Genomic DNA, 15,135 nt, shown 5'->3' on the forward strand with positions numbered 1-15,135 from the left:
GGAAAAATCCAAGTAAACCTTGAAAATAAACCTACAGGGTTGTACCTTGCTAAAGTTTATTTAGATGAAACTTTAACCCTAAAAATTATAAAACAGTAACCATAATGAAAAAGTATTTATATCTCACAATAGTAAGTAGTATTTTATGGTCTTGTGGAGGCGGTGGTGGAGATAATCCGCCAGATCCAACACCAACCAATAAAGCACCAACTGTACCAACATTAGTTTACCCAACTAATAATTTATTGTGCATAGAAAACCCGGTTGAATGTAAATGGAATGCTTCAACAGATCAAGAAGGAGATGCAATTACTTATCAAATAGAAGTGGCTAGAAATAGTGCTTTTACAGAAGACAAACAAACCTTTACAGCAGCAAGTGTAACACAAACAGTTCCTTTGGTAGAAGACATTGCTTATTATTGGAGAGTCAAAGCTACAGACAGTAAAAATGCATCAAGTAGTTATTCCACAACCTATAAGTTTTATACTTATGGAGAAGGTGTCGTAAATCACTTGCCTTTTTCTCCTGAACTTGTAAAACCTGCTTTAAATTCGGTAGTACAAACAACAACTGCTTCTTTAGAATGGGCTGCAAGTGATGTGGATACTAATGACACATTAACGTATGATGTTTATTTTGGAACTTCCAATCCTCCAATGGTAATGGAAGGCAATAATCAAGCTACAACCACCTTAAATGTTGCTGTAAATGCCTCCACCAATTATTATTGGTATGTGGTTGTAAAAGATGGAAAAGGAGGAGAAACCAAGGGTCAAGTTTGGAATTTTAAAACGGATTAAATAAATATAATTTGACAACCTATAAAAAAAGCTTCTAATTTGGAAGCTTTTTTTATGTAAATGCTTATTTATTATTAGTAATAATTAAAGTTTAAAGAACATTTATTCGAGTATAAATATGATATTTTATGAAGTAAATTCGAAATAAATTATATTTAAGAAGAGTTGTAAATTATTAATAAAATGAAATATTTAAACATTGATTTTTATCAAATTACTTTTTTTTAACCAAATTTTAAGAAAATTAGAAAAAAATTGTATTTTGCAAAAATGTTAATCAATACTATAAAGGATATTATGAAAAAATTATTAAGTGTTTGTTTTGCACTTTTTTTAGGTTCTGTAATGGTAGCCCAAACCACAATTACAGGAACCGTAAAAGAAGCAAAAACAGGGCAGCCAATTCCGGGTGCTAATATTAAAGTTGTAGGAAAATCTATGGGAACTACAGCTGATTTTGATGGAAATTTTTCTTTAAAAGTGGCTCAAAATCCGCCTTTTTCTTTAGAAATTTCTTTAATTGGGTATTCTTCTGCTAAGGTTGAAATTACTCAAAACAATCAACAAGTTAATGTGCTTCTAGAAGAGTCGGCAACGGCTTTAGATGAAGTAGTTGTATCGGCATCCAGAACACCTGAACGTATTTTGGAATCTCCAGTAACTATTGAAAGAATGGATGTGAGAGAAATAAAAAATACTTCGTCTCCTACATTTTACGATGGATTGGAAAATTTAAAAGGAGTAGATGTAAACACTAATAGTTTAACATTTAAATCTGTAAATACAAGAGGTTTTGCAACATTTGCAAATACACGTTTTATGCAGTTGGTAGACGGTATGGACAACTCTTCTCCAGCATTAAACTTTAATTTGGGGAATTTGTTAGGAATGTCTGAGCTAGATGTAAATACTGTAGAATTGTTGCCTGGAGCTTCTTCTGCTTTGTATGGAGCAAATGCTTTTAATGGTATTTTATTTATGACAAGCAAAAATCCATTTAATTCTGAAGGTGTAAGTGTATATGGTAAAACAGGAATAACTTCATCTAAAGATGCAGGGGATAATAATTTTGTGGATGCAGGAATTAGAATGGCTTATAAATTTAGCGATAAATTTGCTGCAAAAGCTTCTTTTTCATTTTTAAAAGGTACCGAATGGTATGCAACTGACTATAATCAATATTTAGATAATGGAGCTGGGAATCCAGATACTGTTGTTCCAGTTACTAGTGACCAAACAGCATTTGATCAATTAAATGTATATGGTGATGAAGTTACATTAGGAGCAACTTCTTTTAAACATCTAAAAGGAGTTGGACAATATTTAGAATCAATAGGTCAATTACCTCCAGGGACTAGTAATATATTACCTGAAGATAATGTGTCGCGTACAGGTTATAAGGAAAGAGATTTAACAGATTATGTAGCTGAAAGTGCAAAAGTAGATATAGCTTTTCATTACAGACCTTTTGCAGACGATTTAGAAATTATTTATAATGCAAAATTTGGAAAAGGAAATACAATTTATCAAGGAGCTAACAGGTATTCAATAGATAACTTTTTTATGCAGCAACATAAATTAGAAATTAAAAATGATAATTTCTTTGTAAGAGCTTATATGACTGATGAAGATGCAGGAGATTCTTATGATATGCGTTTTGCTGGAATAAACTTAAATAAGCAAACAGCATCTCAATGGTTTGGAACTTATGCGGGAGCTTATGCGCAAGCAGCAGGACAAATACTTGCAGGTGGAGGATCTATGACTGATGTACAAGCCGCTTCTTCTCAATTGCATGCTGGAGCTAGACAATATGCGGATGCTACAGTTACATTACAGCCTGGAACACCAGAGTTTAAAGAGGCTTTAAAGGCTGTAACTTCAGATCCAAGTTTAATAACTGGTGCAAAATTTCAAGACAATTCAAGAATATATCATGCAGATGGTAATTATAACTTTGCAGATGTGGTAGATTTCGCAGAAATACAAGTTGGAGGTTCTTGGAGACAGTATTCTTTAAATTCATCAGGAACAATTTTTACTGATTATGATGGAGCAATAGATTATAATGAGTATGGAGCATACATGCAACTGCAAAAGAAATTTATTGATGACAGGTTAAAATTTACAGGTTCTATTCGTTATGATAAAGCTAAAAACTTTGATGGAAATGTATCACCCAGAGTTTCAGTATCCTATTCTTTAGGTCAAGGTAAAACAAGAAATTTAAGAGCTTCTTTTCAAACAGGATTTAGAAATCCTACAACTCAAGATCAATATATTGGGCTAGATGCGGGTCAAGCAATATTAGTAGGTTCTGCACCAGATAATTTAGACAGGTATACATCAAATCCAATTGAAACAAGTAGTACTGCTCAAATGTTAGGGTTTCCTTCCTCAGTACAACTAAGTGGTAGAGTTGCTTATGAAAATGCATATACATTAGCTTCATTATATGCATTTGGAGCAAGTGCTGCAGCAGGATCACCAAACCCATCCTTATTAAAAGTAGCTAATTTTGAATATGTAAAACCTGAAAAAGTTACAGCTTATGAAGTTGGTTATAGAGCAGGTTTTGGAAAATTTTCTTTAGATGTTAGTGCTTATTACAATCAATATGAAGATTTTATAGGTAATAAAACTGTAGTGTCTCCATTATATGGTAAAGTTGATTTTTCTGACATCATACCTTTACCTGCGCAATTAGGAGGTCCAACTCCAGCAGCTTTAATTGCTATTGGTAATGGTGATTACCAACCATTTCAAGTATATACCAATTCAAAAGCAGATATTTCTTCTTATGGTGGTAGCATAGGTTTAGCAAGTAAAATATTTGGTGATTATAATGTAGGGTTAAATTATACGTATGCGAAATTTGATTTTGATCAATCTACTGACCCTGATTATGAAGCTGGATTTAACACTCCAGAGCATAAAGTGAAATTTTCAATTGGAAACGAAAATTTAATTGAAAACTTAGGGTTTAATATCAACGTTCGTTGGAATGATGAATATATGTGGGAATCTTCTTTTGCAGATGCTATAATTGATGCCAAAACGGTAGTGGATGCACAAATAAATTATACAGTTTCTAAATGGAAATCTACCTTTAAAATTGGGGCTGCCAATTTAGGAGGTAAAGAATATTTGAGTGCTCCTGGAAACGGGAAAATAGGTTCGCAATATTTTGCCTCTTGGACAATCAATCCATAATATTTATCAATCTATAAATGATACTATAAACGCTCTAAATCTTTAGGGCGTTTGTTTTTTGAAAAAAACTTATTTTATTTTTTTCAAAATTAAATCAAAAAACTATCTTTGCACTTCGAAAAAAGAGGTTAACCTCAAAAGATTAAATATCTAAAAAATAAATAGTTAAAGTAATGACAAAGGTTACAGGTAAAGTTGCGCAAATTATTGGTCCAGTTATTGACGTTGAGTTTGAATCTGGGGTAGAGCTTCCAAAATTATACGATTCATTAGAAATTAAAAAAACAGATGGATCAATTTTAGTATTAGAAGTACAATCTCATATTGGTGAAGACACAGTTAGAACTATCTCAATGGATTCAACAGATGGATTAAGTAGAGGAACTGAAGTTTTTGTAACAGGTAATGCAATTCAAATGCCTGTTGGAGATGATATTTATGGGCGTTTATTTAATGTAATTGGAGATGCAATTGATGGTTTAGGGAACTTACCAAAAGAAGGTGAAAATGGATTGCCAATTCACCGTCAAGCTCCAAAATTTGAAGATTTATCTACTTCAACTGAAGTTTTATATACAGGAATCAAAGTAATTGACTTAATTGAACCTTACGCAAAAGGAGGTAAAATTGGATTGTTTGGTGGAGCCGGTGTAGGTAAAACCGTATTAATTCAAGAGTTAATTAATAATATTGCTAAAGGTCACGGAGGGTTATCTGTTTTTGCAGGTGTTGGAGAAAGAACACGTGAAGGAAACGACCTTTTAAGAGAGATGCTAGAATCTGGTATTATTAAATATGGTGATGATTTTATGCACTCTATGGAAGATGGAGGATGGGATTTAACCAAAGTTGATAAAGCTGGAATGAAAGAATCTAAAGCAACTTTTGTTTTTGGACAAATGAATGAACCTCCAGGAGCACGTGCACGTGTTGCTTTATCAGGTTTAACAATTGCAGAATATTTCCGTGATGGCGCAGGAGAAGGACAAGGAAAAGATGTATTATTTTTCGTAGATAATATTTTCCGTTTTACTCAAGCGGGTTCTGAAGTATCAGCTTTATTAGGGCGTATGCCATCAGCGGTAGGTTATCAACCAACATTAGCAACTGAAATGGGTGCTATGCAGGAGCGTATTACTTCAACAAAAAATGGGTCAATTACATCGGTACAAGCGGTATATGTACCTGCAGATGATTTAACAGATCCAGCTCCAGCAACAACATTTGCGCACTTAGATGCAACAACGGTATTATCTCGTAAAATTGCCGAGTTAGGTATTTATCCTGCTGTAGATCCATTAGATTCTACATCAAGAATTTTAACTGCAGACATTTTAGGAGATGAGCATTACAATTGCGCTCAAAGAGTAAAAGAGTTATTGCAACGTTATAAAGAATTACAAGATATTATTGCTATTTTAGGAATGGAAGAACTATCTGAAGAAGATAAATTAGTAGTTCATAGAGCTCGTAGAGCACAACGTTTTTTATCTCAGCCTTTCCACGTAGCAGAACAATTTACAGGTATTCCAGGTGTATTAGTTGATATTAAAGATACTATTAAAGGATTTAATATGATTATGGACGGTGAGTTAGATAAATATCCAGAGGCAGCATTTAACTTAAGAGGATCTATCCAAGATGCAATTGATGCAGGTGAAAAAATGTTAGCAGAAGCTTAAAAAAACTAAAAAAATGATTTTAGAAATTGTAACACCAGAAGCAACGTTATTACACACTGATGTAGATGTAATTTCAGTGCCAGGTATTAATGGTGAATTTCAAATGTTAAATAATCACGCACCTATAGTTTCATTACTTGTTGAAGGTATTATAAAATTTAAAGGTGAAAATGTGAAAATTGAAGAGCAATTTGAAAATAAATTTACCAATACTAAAGAAGAGTATACTTTACCTATTAAAAGTGGAACTATTGAAATGAAAGAAAATAAGGTAATTATACTTGCAGATTAAAAAAGTTTCAATAAGCTATATAAATTTAAATCCTCGTTGTACAACGAGGATTTTTTTTGTTTAATTGTTAAAAAAATAATAAAATTTTTTTAAGGGTTTGTTATGTTAGTGTAAATAGAGAACTTTACTGTTTTTATATCTAAAATTAACCTAAATTATATTATGAGAAAAACCCTATTATTATTTACAATAGTTATGAGCTCAAGTATAGTCTCAGCACAACTATATGTTAACGAGCAAACAACTAAAAAAGTGCCAACTCCAAATTATAGATTGGCAGATAAGTTTTCACCAGAAAATCTTGCAAAACTAGTGCACTCTACAAGAGTTAATCCACATTGGTTAAAAAAAGGAAATCGTTTCTGGTATCAATATAAAACGTCTGAAGGCTCTAATTATTATTTGGTTGATGCAGATAGAAGAACTAGAATCAAATTATTTGATAATGAGAAAATGGCAAAATGGTTAACCGAAATTACCAAAGATCCATATGATGCTCAACATTTACCTAAATTTAGTTTTAAGTTTGTGAAAAACGAAACAGCCATTCGTTTTAGAGTAACTGCTACTGAAGAGGTTGAAGTTGTTGAAGATGAAAAAGATGATGACAAAAAAATAATTGAAAACGATTCAACAAAAGTAAAAAAAGTTAAGAAAAAGAAACCTAAAATGGAAAAGAAGGTTTATCACTTAGAGTATAAGTTAGGAGATAATAAGCTAACCATTTTAGATACTAAAAAAGATGAAAAAAAATGGCTGCGTTGGGCAAACGTAGCTCCAGACAGTTCTATTGTATTATTCTCTAAAAATTTCAATTTACATTGGATGGATAAAGAGAATTTTTTAAAGGCTGTTAAAGATGAAAAAGACACAACTATTGTGGAACATCAATGGACAAAAGATGGAGAAGAATATTATGGATATGGTGGTGGATCTAGAGGTGAAAACAATGAGACCAAAGAAGAAAAGAAAGATGACAGGAAGGCTATTTGGGGAACATGGTCACATGATTCCAAAAAATTTGTTTTCCAAAGAACAGATTCACGTCATATAAAAGATTTATGGGTAATTAATTCGGTTTCTAAAAAAAGACCGACCTTAGAAACGTATAAATACCATATGCCAGGTGAACAAGAATATTATAAAAGTGAATTGTTAATTTTTGATATTCCATCTAAAGATGTTAACAAAATAAAATTAGATACTGTAAAACAACAAAGTTTAACGGTATACAGAGCTCCTAGAAAAAAATCTAACTATGATGATGATTTTCAACCATCATTATTATTATCTAAAAAAGGAAATGTATATTTCAGTACTATCAGTAGAGATCGAAAGAAATTAGATATTTGTGTGGCTGACATTAATACGGGAGATGTTACCGTTTTGGTTAAAGAACGATTCAATACTTATATTGAAGCTAGACCATTAGTGTTATTTAATAATGAAACCGAAATGTTGCATTGGGCTGAGCGTGATGGTTGGGCACACGTCTATTTGTATGATACTAAAGGGAATTTAAAAAAGCAAGTCACCAATGGGTCATACCACGTGGCTAACATTGAAAATGTTGATGAAAAAGAACGTGTATTATATTTTACAGCTAATGGTGTAGATAGAAACATCGATCCTTATTATGAACACTTATACAGAATTAATTTAGACGGTACAGGTTTAAAAACTTTAAATAAAGGTGATTTTACCACAAGTACTAGCCTATCAGATTCTAATAATTATTTTGTAAGTAATTATTCAAGAGTTAATACTGTTCCAAAATCTGAATTAAGAAGTAATAACGGAAGTTTGATAATGAAGCTAGAAGAGGCAGACTTATCGCAATTATTCGCTACAGGGTATAAATTCCCTGAAACCTTTAAAATGAAAGCTGATGATGGTATTACAGATATTTATGGTGTAATGTATAAACCTTTTGATTTTGATTCCACAAAAGTGTATCCATTATTAGAGTACGTATATCCAGGTCCGCAAACTGAAGCCGTAAATAAATCTTTTTCCGTTAGAATGGATCGTTTAGATAGAATGGCACAAGTTGGATTTATTGTTGTTACGATGGGAAATAGAGGAGGACATCCAGATCGTTCGAAATGGTACCATAATTATGGGTATGGAAATTTGAGAGATTATGGTTTAGCTGATAAAAAGTACGTAGCTGAGCAATTGGCAGATAAATATCAGTTTATTGATATTAATAAAGTAGGTATTTATGGTCACTCTGGAGGAGGATTTATGTCAACCGCTGCAATGTTAGTATATCCAGACTTTTTTAAAGCAGCTGTATCTTCTGCAGGAAATCACGATAACTCAATGTATAATAGTTGGTGGAGTGAAACACATCATGGGGTAAAAGAAGAACTTGATGCCGATGGAAATATTAGATACAAATATAGTATTGATAAAAATCAATCTTTAGCGGCGAATCTAAAAGGACACTTAATGTTAATTCATGGCGATGTTGATAACAATGTACATCCTGGAGGAACTATTAGAATGGCTGACGCTTTAATTAAAGCTAATAAGCGATTCAAATTTATGATTATGCCAGGACAACGTCATGGATTTGGTAGAATGACAGAGTATTCATTTTGGTTACGTGCAGATCACTTTAGCAAATACTTTTTAGGAGTAGAAGCTTCAAATGTTGATATTATTGAAATGAATAGAGATAAACCAAAAAAATAATTAAACCATAATGTTTCTAAAAGAAAGGCTTATTCAAATTTTGAATAAGCCTTTTTTAGTTGTTATATAGGTTTACTATTAATATATAAATTGTTCTAAAGTATAGTTTAAAGAGTATTATGTTATTATAATTTATGGTGTTTAGGTAGAGTTTTAAGTATATTCTTCATAAAAAACACCAAGATTTTTCTTAGTGTTTTATAAATATTTATTAATGAAGATTCTTTTTTATTTGCTAAAAAGCTTTACAATATCGTTTCCATTGGCCAAAATAAGTAAAGCAATTAAAATTAAAAATCCTGTGATTTGAGCATATTCTAAAAATTTATCATTTGGTTTTCTACCTGAAATCATTTCATATAAAGTAAACACCACATGCCCTCCATCTAAAGCAGGTATAGGTAGTAAATTCATAAAACCAAGCATAATTGATAAAAAGGCTGTAATTCCCCAAAACGATTTCCAACTCCAAGTAGAAGGGAAAATATTTCCTATGGCTATAAACCCGCCAATACTAGTAGCTCCTTTTTTTGTAAAAACGTATTTAAATTGGGTGATATAATCTTTCAAAGTCCAAATAGCTAAAGAATTTCCTTTGGTAATACTTTCTAAAAAACTATACTGTTTGTGCTCTACTTTTACTCCACGCATTTTAGATGTTGAAACCCCGATAGTTCGATTTTCATTTGGTGTAACATCAATAGTTTTATGGCTTCCATTTCTGTCTACAGTAATAGCAATATTTTCTTTTGAATTTAGCACTAATTGTGTGAATTCATTCCAATAGTTTACAGGAACATTGTTTACAGAAATAACTTTATCATTTTTTAACAACCCTGCTTTGTCTGCAGGAGAATCCACAACAACAGTATCAATTACAGCAGTGGTTCTAACCTCAAAAGGTTCCATAACACCATTTTGCCACATAACTTCTCCAATATCTTCTGGAATTGCTATAGTTTCATTAATACCATCTTCGTGTATTACTTCTAAAGATGTAATATCTCTTAAAAATAAATGTTTATTTATATCTGTAACATCTAATGGTTCGGCACCATTAAATTTGATAATTTTATCTCCATCTTTAAAGCCATATTGTTTGAATGTTTCATGAACAGCAAAACCATTTTTAACATTTTCTGGCTTTACAAATTCTACACCCCAAACAAAAGTAATCATGATATAAATTACAATACCTAAAAAAAAGTTTACAATAACACCTCCAAGCATTATTATTAAACGTTGCCAAGCTGGTTTAGATCTAAATTCCCAAGGTTGAGCTGGTTGTTTCATTTGCTCAGTATCCATACTTTCATCAATCATCCCAGATATTTTCACATATCCTCCTAAAGGAATCCATCCAATTCCATAAACAGTATCACCAATTTTTTTCTTAAATAAAGAGAATTTATAATCAAAAAATAAGTAAAATTTTTCTACACGAGTTTTAAATAATTTTGCGGGAATAAAGTGCCCTAACTCGTGCAATACGATTAAAAATGATAAACTTAAAATAAATTGTGATGCCTTTATTATTATTTCCATATATGTATTTTCAATTAACTAAAATCGCACAAATGTACGTTTTTAAATACAGTTGTAAAAACAGATTAATTAGGTTGTTAAAGGTTTTAACAAAGTTTTAAAATAGTACACCAAGTATCCTATCAATTTGTGCTAAATTTGTGTTTTAAACTTTTTGAAACAATGGACACTCAATTTTTTAAAAAATCTTTTCCAACCTTGGTCATTATGGGGCTATTTTCGGTAATTATGATCTACGCAATATATACACTTTTAACACCTGAAAAAAAATTACCTATATACAATCCGGCAGATGTAAATCCGAAATTAGTAGATGAAAGTTTGTTGCACATTAGAAGAAATCATAAAGTGTTAGATTTCAAATTAATCAATCAAAATGGAGATACAATTACACAAGAAGATTATAAAAACAAAATTTATGTAGCAGATTTTTTCTTTACTAGATGTATGACTATCTGTCCAGTAATGACTAACAATATGGGAAAGCTACAAGAAGTATTTAAAGATGATGATGATATTAAATTTTTGTCTCATTCTGTGACTCCAGTTATGGATAGCGTTCCTATTTTAAAAGAATATGCAATTAAAAAAGGAGTAATTGATTCAAAATGGAATATTACTACTGGTACTAAAAAGCATATTTATGAACTAGCTCGTAAAAGTTATTTTGCTGTTTTGGATGAAGGAGATGGAGGGTTGCAAGATTTTATTCATACCGAAAATTTTGTTTTAGTTGATAAAAAAAGACAAATAAGAGGGTATTATGATGGGACTGATTTAGATGATATTCAAAGACTTATAGCTGATATTAAGATTTTAAAAAATGAATATTTAGATTAATGACAATTGTCATTGTTTAGAATCATTCTAATTTAGTATATTTGCTCATTATTTATAATTATTCTTAATAATGGGAGATACTATTGGAAGTTTACGAATTGGAGAAGTTGGAGTTATAGAAGATTTTTGTTTAGATGTTATCCCTTTAAACCTATTAGAAATGGGATGTTTACCTGGGAAAAAAGTAAAACTATTACAAGTTGCTCCATTAAAAGATCCATTATATATAAAAGTAAACGGAAGCCATTTAGCCATTAGAAAAGATATGGCCAATCTAATAAATATTACAAAGCTATAGTAATAACATAATGAAAAATAATTCGGTGATTAATATAGCTTTAGTTGGAAATCCCAATACTGGAAAAACGTCATTATTTAATCAACTTACTGGATTAAAACAAAAAGTTGGAAACTATCCTGGGATTACTGTTGATAAAAAACAAGGAAAATGTAAAATTTCTGAAACTTTAACAGCCGAAATTATTGATTTACCGGGAACCTACAGTATCAATCCTTCAACTTTAGATGAAACAATTGTATTAGATACGCTTTTAAATGAAAACAATCAAGCATTCCCAGATGCTGTAGTTGTAGTAGCTGAGGTTGAAAATTTAAAACGGAATTTATTATTGTTTTCTCAAATTAAAGATTTAAAAATTCCAACCATTTTAGCTATTAATATGGTTGATCAAATGGATAGAAAAGGAATTTCTATCAATGTTGAAGCTTTAAAAAAAGAATTAAAATCTGAAGTAGTTTTAATAAGTTCTAGAAAAAATATTGGAATAGATACTTTAAAAAAAGAGCTTCAAAATTATAAAAATTGGGATACAGAAACACTTGCAAATATTTCAGAAAAAATTGACCCTAATTTTTTTAATGAATTGAAATCTGAGTTTTCTGGAAATTCGTTATACAAATCTTGGTTATTAATTACTCAACAACCTAATTGTCATTTTTTATCAGAAAATCAACACATTAAAATTGATTCTTTTAAAAAAAACATCGATAAAATTAAAAAGTATCAACATAAAGAAACTATTTACAGGTATCAAATTATTAACAAGATTTTAAAAAAGACGTATAAGGTTGACAAAACTATCGCTACTGATTTACGTTCAAAATTAGATAGAATTTTAACTCATAAAATTTTTGGTTATGTAATTTTTGCAACCATTTTATTGTTGATTTTTCAATCAATATTTGAATGGGCTAGTTTCCCAATGGATTTAATTGATACCGTTTTTGCAAGTTTAAGTGAGTTGGCTAAAAATAATTTACCGCCAGGTACTTTTACCAATTTAATTGCAGAAGGAGTAATTCCTGGTATTGGTGGAGTTTTAATTTTTATCCCTCAAATTGCCATTTTATTTTTATTTATTTCTGTTTTAGAAGAAACAGGTTATATGAGTAGAGTGGTATTTTTAATGGACAAAATAATGCGTAAATTTGGAATGAGTGGTAAAAGTGTTATCCCATTAATTTCAGGAACTGCCTGTGCTATACCAGCTATTATGGCCTCTAGAAATATAAGCGATTGGAAAGAGCGTTTAATTACTATTTTAGTAGTGCCTTTTACTACCTGTTCGGCTCGTTTACCTGTATATGCCATTCTTATTTCATTAATTATACCAAGTAAACGTGTGCTAGGTATTTTTAATTTACAAGGTTTAACATTAATGGGCTTGTATTTGTTAGGATTTACTGCATCAATTTTATCAGCAATATTGCTTCATAAAGTGCTAAAAATAAAAAGCAGAAGTTTTTTTGTAATTGAAATGCCAAATTATAAATTACCATCTGTAAAAAATGTTTTTTATGAAGTAGTTGAGAAAACAAAGGCTTTTATTTTTGGAGCTGGGAAAATTATATTAGCATTGTCAATTGTATTATGGTTTTTAGCATCTAATGGATCGGATTCCTTTACAAATGCAGAACAAATTGTGAAGGCTGAGCCATCTTCTAAAAATTTATCTGAAGAAGCACTTCAAAAAAAGATTGCATCTTATAAATTGGAGAAATCGTATATTGGAACTATGGGAAAAACTATTGAACCAGTTATAAAACCGATGGGGTACGATTGGAAAATTGGTATTGCTTTGATAAGTTCTTTTGCAGCTCGTGAAGTTTTTGTTGGTGCATTAGCAACTATTTATAGTGTAGAAAGCGAAGGTGAAGATGTTGGAACAATTAAACAGCGTATGGCAGCTGAAGTGAATCCAGTAACTGGTAAAAAAAGGTTCAATTTTGCTACAGGAATGTCGCTACTTCTTTTTTATGCATTTGCTATGCAATGTATAGGTACTTTAGCAATTGTTAAGCGTGAAACTAAAAGTTGGAAATGGCCTTTATTACAAGTTACTGGTATGGGGGCTTTAGCTTATATTGTTTCTGTTATAACATTTAATATTTTAAGTTAATGCAAGATATTTTAGTATATATATCAGTAGGTCTAGCCATTGCTTTTTTAGTGAAAAAATATTTTTTTAAATCTAAAAAGAATACTAATTGTGATTCAAATTGTAGTTGTTAGTTTGTTTTAACTCAAACCAACATCCAATGTCATCATAATAATAAACCCTCCAATAAAACCAAGCGTGGCAATATCTGTATATTTATCTCTTTGAGTTTCAGGAATAACTTCTTCAACTACAACAAATATCATTGCCCCAGCTGCAAAAGAAAGTGCATAAGGTAAAATTGGTTGAAAAGTCATTACAGCCCAAGCTCCTATTACTGCTGCAATAGGTTCGACAATTGCAGAAGATTGACCATATAAGAAGCTTTTCCATCTACTTAAACCTTGCCTTCTGATTGGCATAGACACTGCAAAGCCTTCTGGAAAGTTTTGTAATCCAATACCTATAGCTAAAGCCACTGCTCCACCAATAGTTGCTCCATCAAATCCAGCTGCAACTCCTCCAAATAAAACTCCAACTGCAAGTCCTTCAGGAATGTTATGTAGCGTAATTGCTAAAACTAATAAAGTTGTTCTATGCCAAGGAGTTTTTACACCTTCTTTTTCTGATTCTTTAAAGTTTACATGTAAATGAGGAAGCACTTTATCTAAACCAAATAAAAAAAGTGCCCCTAATGCAAAACCTACAACAGCTGGTATTACTTTAATAAAGCCTTCTCCAGGGCTCATTTCAATTCCAGGAGCTAATAAGCTCCAAAAACTAGCTGCTACCATAACTCCACCTGTAAATCCAAGCATTCCATCTAAAACAGCACGATTCATACCTTTAAATAAAAATACAAGTGCAGCTCCCAAAGCTGTTAAACCCCAAGTGAAAATTGTTGCATAAAACGCGGCTAAAATGGGATTAATACTTTCAAAGTAATTAATAATTTGTTCCATTAGTTATATTTTTTTTACAAATAAATTTTTTGATATAAGATGTGATATTGAAAATAATTCGTTATTAATTTCTATAGTAATTGAATTGTCAAACTCTTCTTTGGAGATTACTTTAATACTACTCCCTAAAGTTATTTTTTTAGAATCTAAGAATTTTAAAAAAGCAGAAGAAGAGTCTTTTACACCTAAAACCTTACAAGTGTTATTTTCTTCAATAGAGGAAAGCATTACGTTTTTATGATGTTCTATATTTCCTTCCTTATCTGGTATAGGATCTCCATGTGGATCGTGGGTAGGAAACTCTAAAAATTCTTCAAGTTTGTTAATTAAAGTGTCTGATTTTATATGTTCTAATTGTTCAGCTAAATCGTGTACTTCATCCCAAGCGTAGTTTAAATTATTTACTAAAAAAACTTCCCATAAGCGGTGTTTTCTAACAATTTTTACAGCAATTTGTTTTCCTTTAGAAGTAAGGTTAGTGCCTTGATATTTTTTATAGTCTACCAATTTTTTTTCTGATAATTTTTTAATCATATCTGTAACTGATGAGGCCTTGGTGTCTAATTCTTCAGCAATATTATTGGTGCTCACACTTTTTCCAGTATGTAACCCAATACTATAAATAGCTTTTAAATAATTTTCTTCTGTTTGACTTAACATAAGGTTTGTTTAGGCAAATATAATAAAATATTTAGATAA

11 protein-coding genes are annotated in these 15,135 nt (G+C 30.9%); 8 read left to right on the forward strand and 3 right to left on the reverse strand.

All coding sequences use genetic code 11. The features are described from left to right. The first annotated feature begins 104 nt into the window (after positions 1–104). The 5 genes from Q0714_RS12830 to Q0714_RS12850 all read left to right on the forward strand — a co-directional run bounded on the left by Q0714_RS12830 (position 105) and on the right by Q0714_RS12850 (position 8,690). Complete coding sequence (locus Q0714_RS12830) at positions 105–803, forward strand: hypothetical protein (RefSeq protein WP_298265685.1); 699 nt, start codon at positions 105–107, stop codon at positions 801–803. A gap of 297 nt (positions 804–1,100) precedes the next feature. After that, positions 1,101–4,016, forward strand: a complete 2,916-nt coding sequence (locus Q0714_RS12835; protein WP_298265687.1) for a TonB-dependent receptor — start codon at positions 1,101–1,103, stop codon at positions 4,014–4,016. Between the two features lie 173 nt (positions 4,017–4,189). Then, complete coding sequence (gene atpD / locus Q0714_RS12840) at positions 4,190–5,698, forward strand: F0F1 ATP synthase subunit beta (protein WP_298265689.1); 1,509 nt, start codon at positions 4,190–4,192, stop codon at positions 5,696–5,698. A gap of 13 nt (positions 5,699–5,711) precedes the next feature. After that, the gene (locus Q0714_RS12845) at positions 5,712–5,990 is read left to right on the forward strand and encodes a F0F1 ATP synthase subunit epsilon (RefSeq protein ID WP_298265691.1); all 279 of its coding nucleotides are present in this window, start codon (positions 5,712–5,714) and stop codon (positions 5,988–5,990) included. Positions 5,991–6,152: 162 nt separating this feature from the next. Next, positions 6,153–8,690, forward strand: a complete 2,538-nt coding sequence (locus Q0714_RS12850; protein WP_298265693.1) for a DPP IV N-terminal domain-containing protein — start codon at positions 6,153–6,155, stop codon at positions 8,688–8,690. A 228-nt stretch (positions 8,691–8,918) separates the two neighbouring features. Here Q0714_RS12850 and rseP read toward each other — a convergent pair whose 3' ends face one another. Then, positions 8,919–10,235 (reverse strand): RIP metalloprotease RseP, encoded by a 1,317-nt coding sequence (gene rseP, locus Q0714_RS12855; RefSeq protein ID WP_298265696.1) that lies wholly within the window; start codon positions 10,233–10,235, stop codon positions 8,919–8,921. Positions 10,236–10,397: 162 nt separating this feature from the next. Here rseP and Q0714_RS12860 point away from each other — a divergent pair, with 162 nt between their 5' ends. The 3 genes from Q0714_RS12860 (at position 10,398) to feoB (ending at position 13,495) form a co-directional block, all read left to right on the forward strand. Continuing rightward, on the forward strand, positions 10,398–11,075 hold the full coding sequence (locus Q0714_RS12860) for an SCO family protein (RefSeq protein ID WP_298265698.1): 678 nt from the start codon (positions 10,398–10,400) through the stop codon (positions 11,073–11,075). Positions 11,076–11,145: 70 nt separating this feature from the next. Next, positions 11,146–11,373 (forward strand): FeoA family protein, encoded by a 228-nt coding sequence (locus tag Q0714_RS12865; RefSeq protein WP_298265700.1) that lies wholly within the window; start codon positions 11,146–11,148, stop codon positions 11,371–11,373. A 10-nt stretch (positions 11,374–11,383) separates the two neighbouring features. Next, the gene (gene feoB, locus Q0714_RS12870) at positions 11,384–13,495 is read left to right on the forward strand and encodes a ferrous iron transport protein B (protein WP_298265701.1); all 2,112 of its coding nucleotides are present in this window, start codon (positions 11,384–11,386) and stop codon (positions 13,493–13,495) included. A gap of 119 nt (positions 13,496–13,614) precedes the next feature. On the opposite strand, the gene Q0714_RS12880 is transcribed toward feoB, so the two are convergent. Together Q0714_RS12880 and Q0714_RS12885 are read right to left on the reverse strand one after the other, a co-directional pair. Then, entirely contained in the window at positions 13,615–14,436 is an 822-nt protein-coding gene (locus Q0714_RS12880) for a ZIP family metal transporter (protein ID WP_298265705.1), read from the reverse strand. 3 nt (positions 14,437–14,439) lie between these two features. Beyond that, positions 14,440–15,096, reverse strand: coding sequence for a metal-dependent transcriptional regulator (locus Q0714_RS12885; protein ID WP_298265707.1), 657 nt, complete (start codon positions 15,094–15,096; stop codon positions 14,440–14,442). Positions 15,097–15,135: the final 39 nt, after the last annotated feature.

The organism is uncultured Lutibacter sp. (assembly GCF_947493565.1).
Taxonomy (GTDB): domain Bacteria; phylum Bacteroidota; class Bacteroidia; order Flavobacteriales; family Flavobacteriaceae; genus Lutibacter; species Lutibacter aestuarii.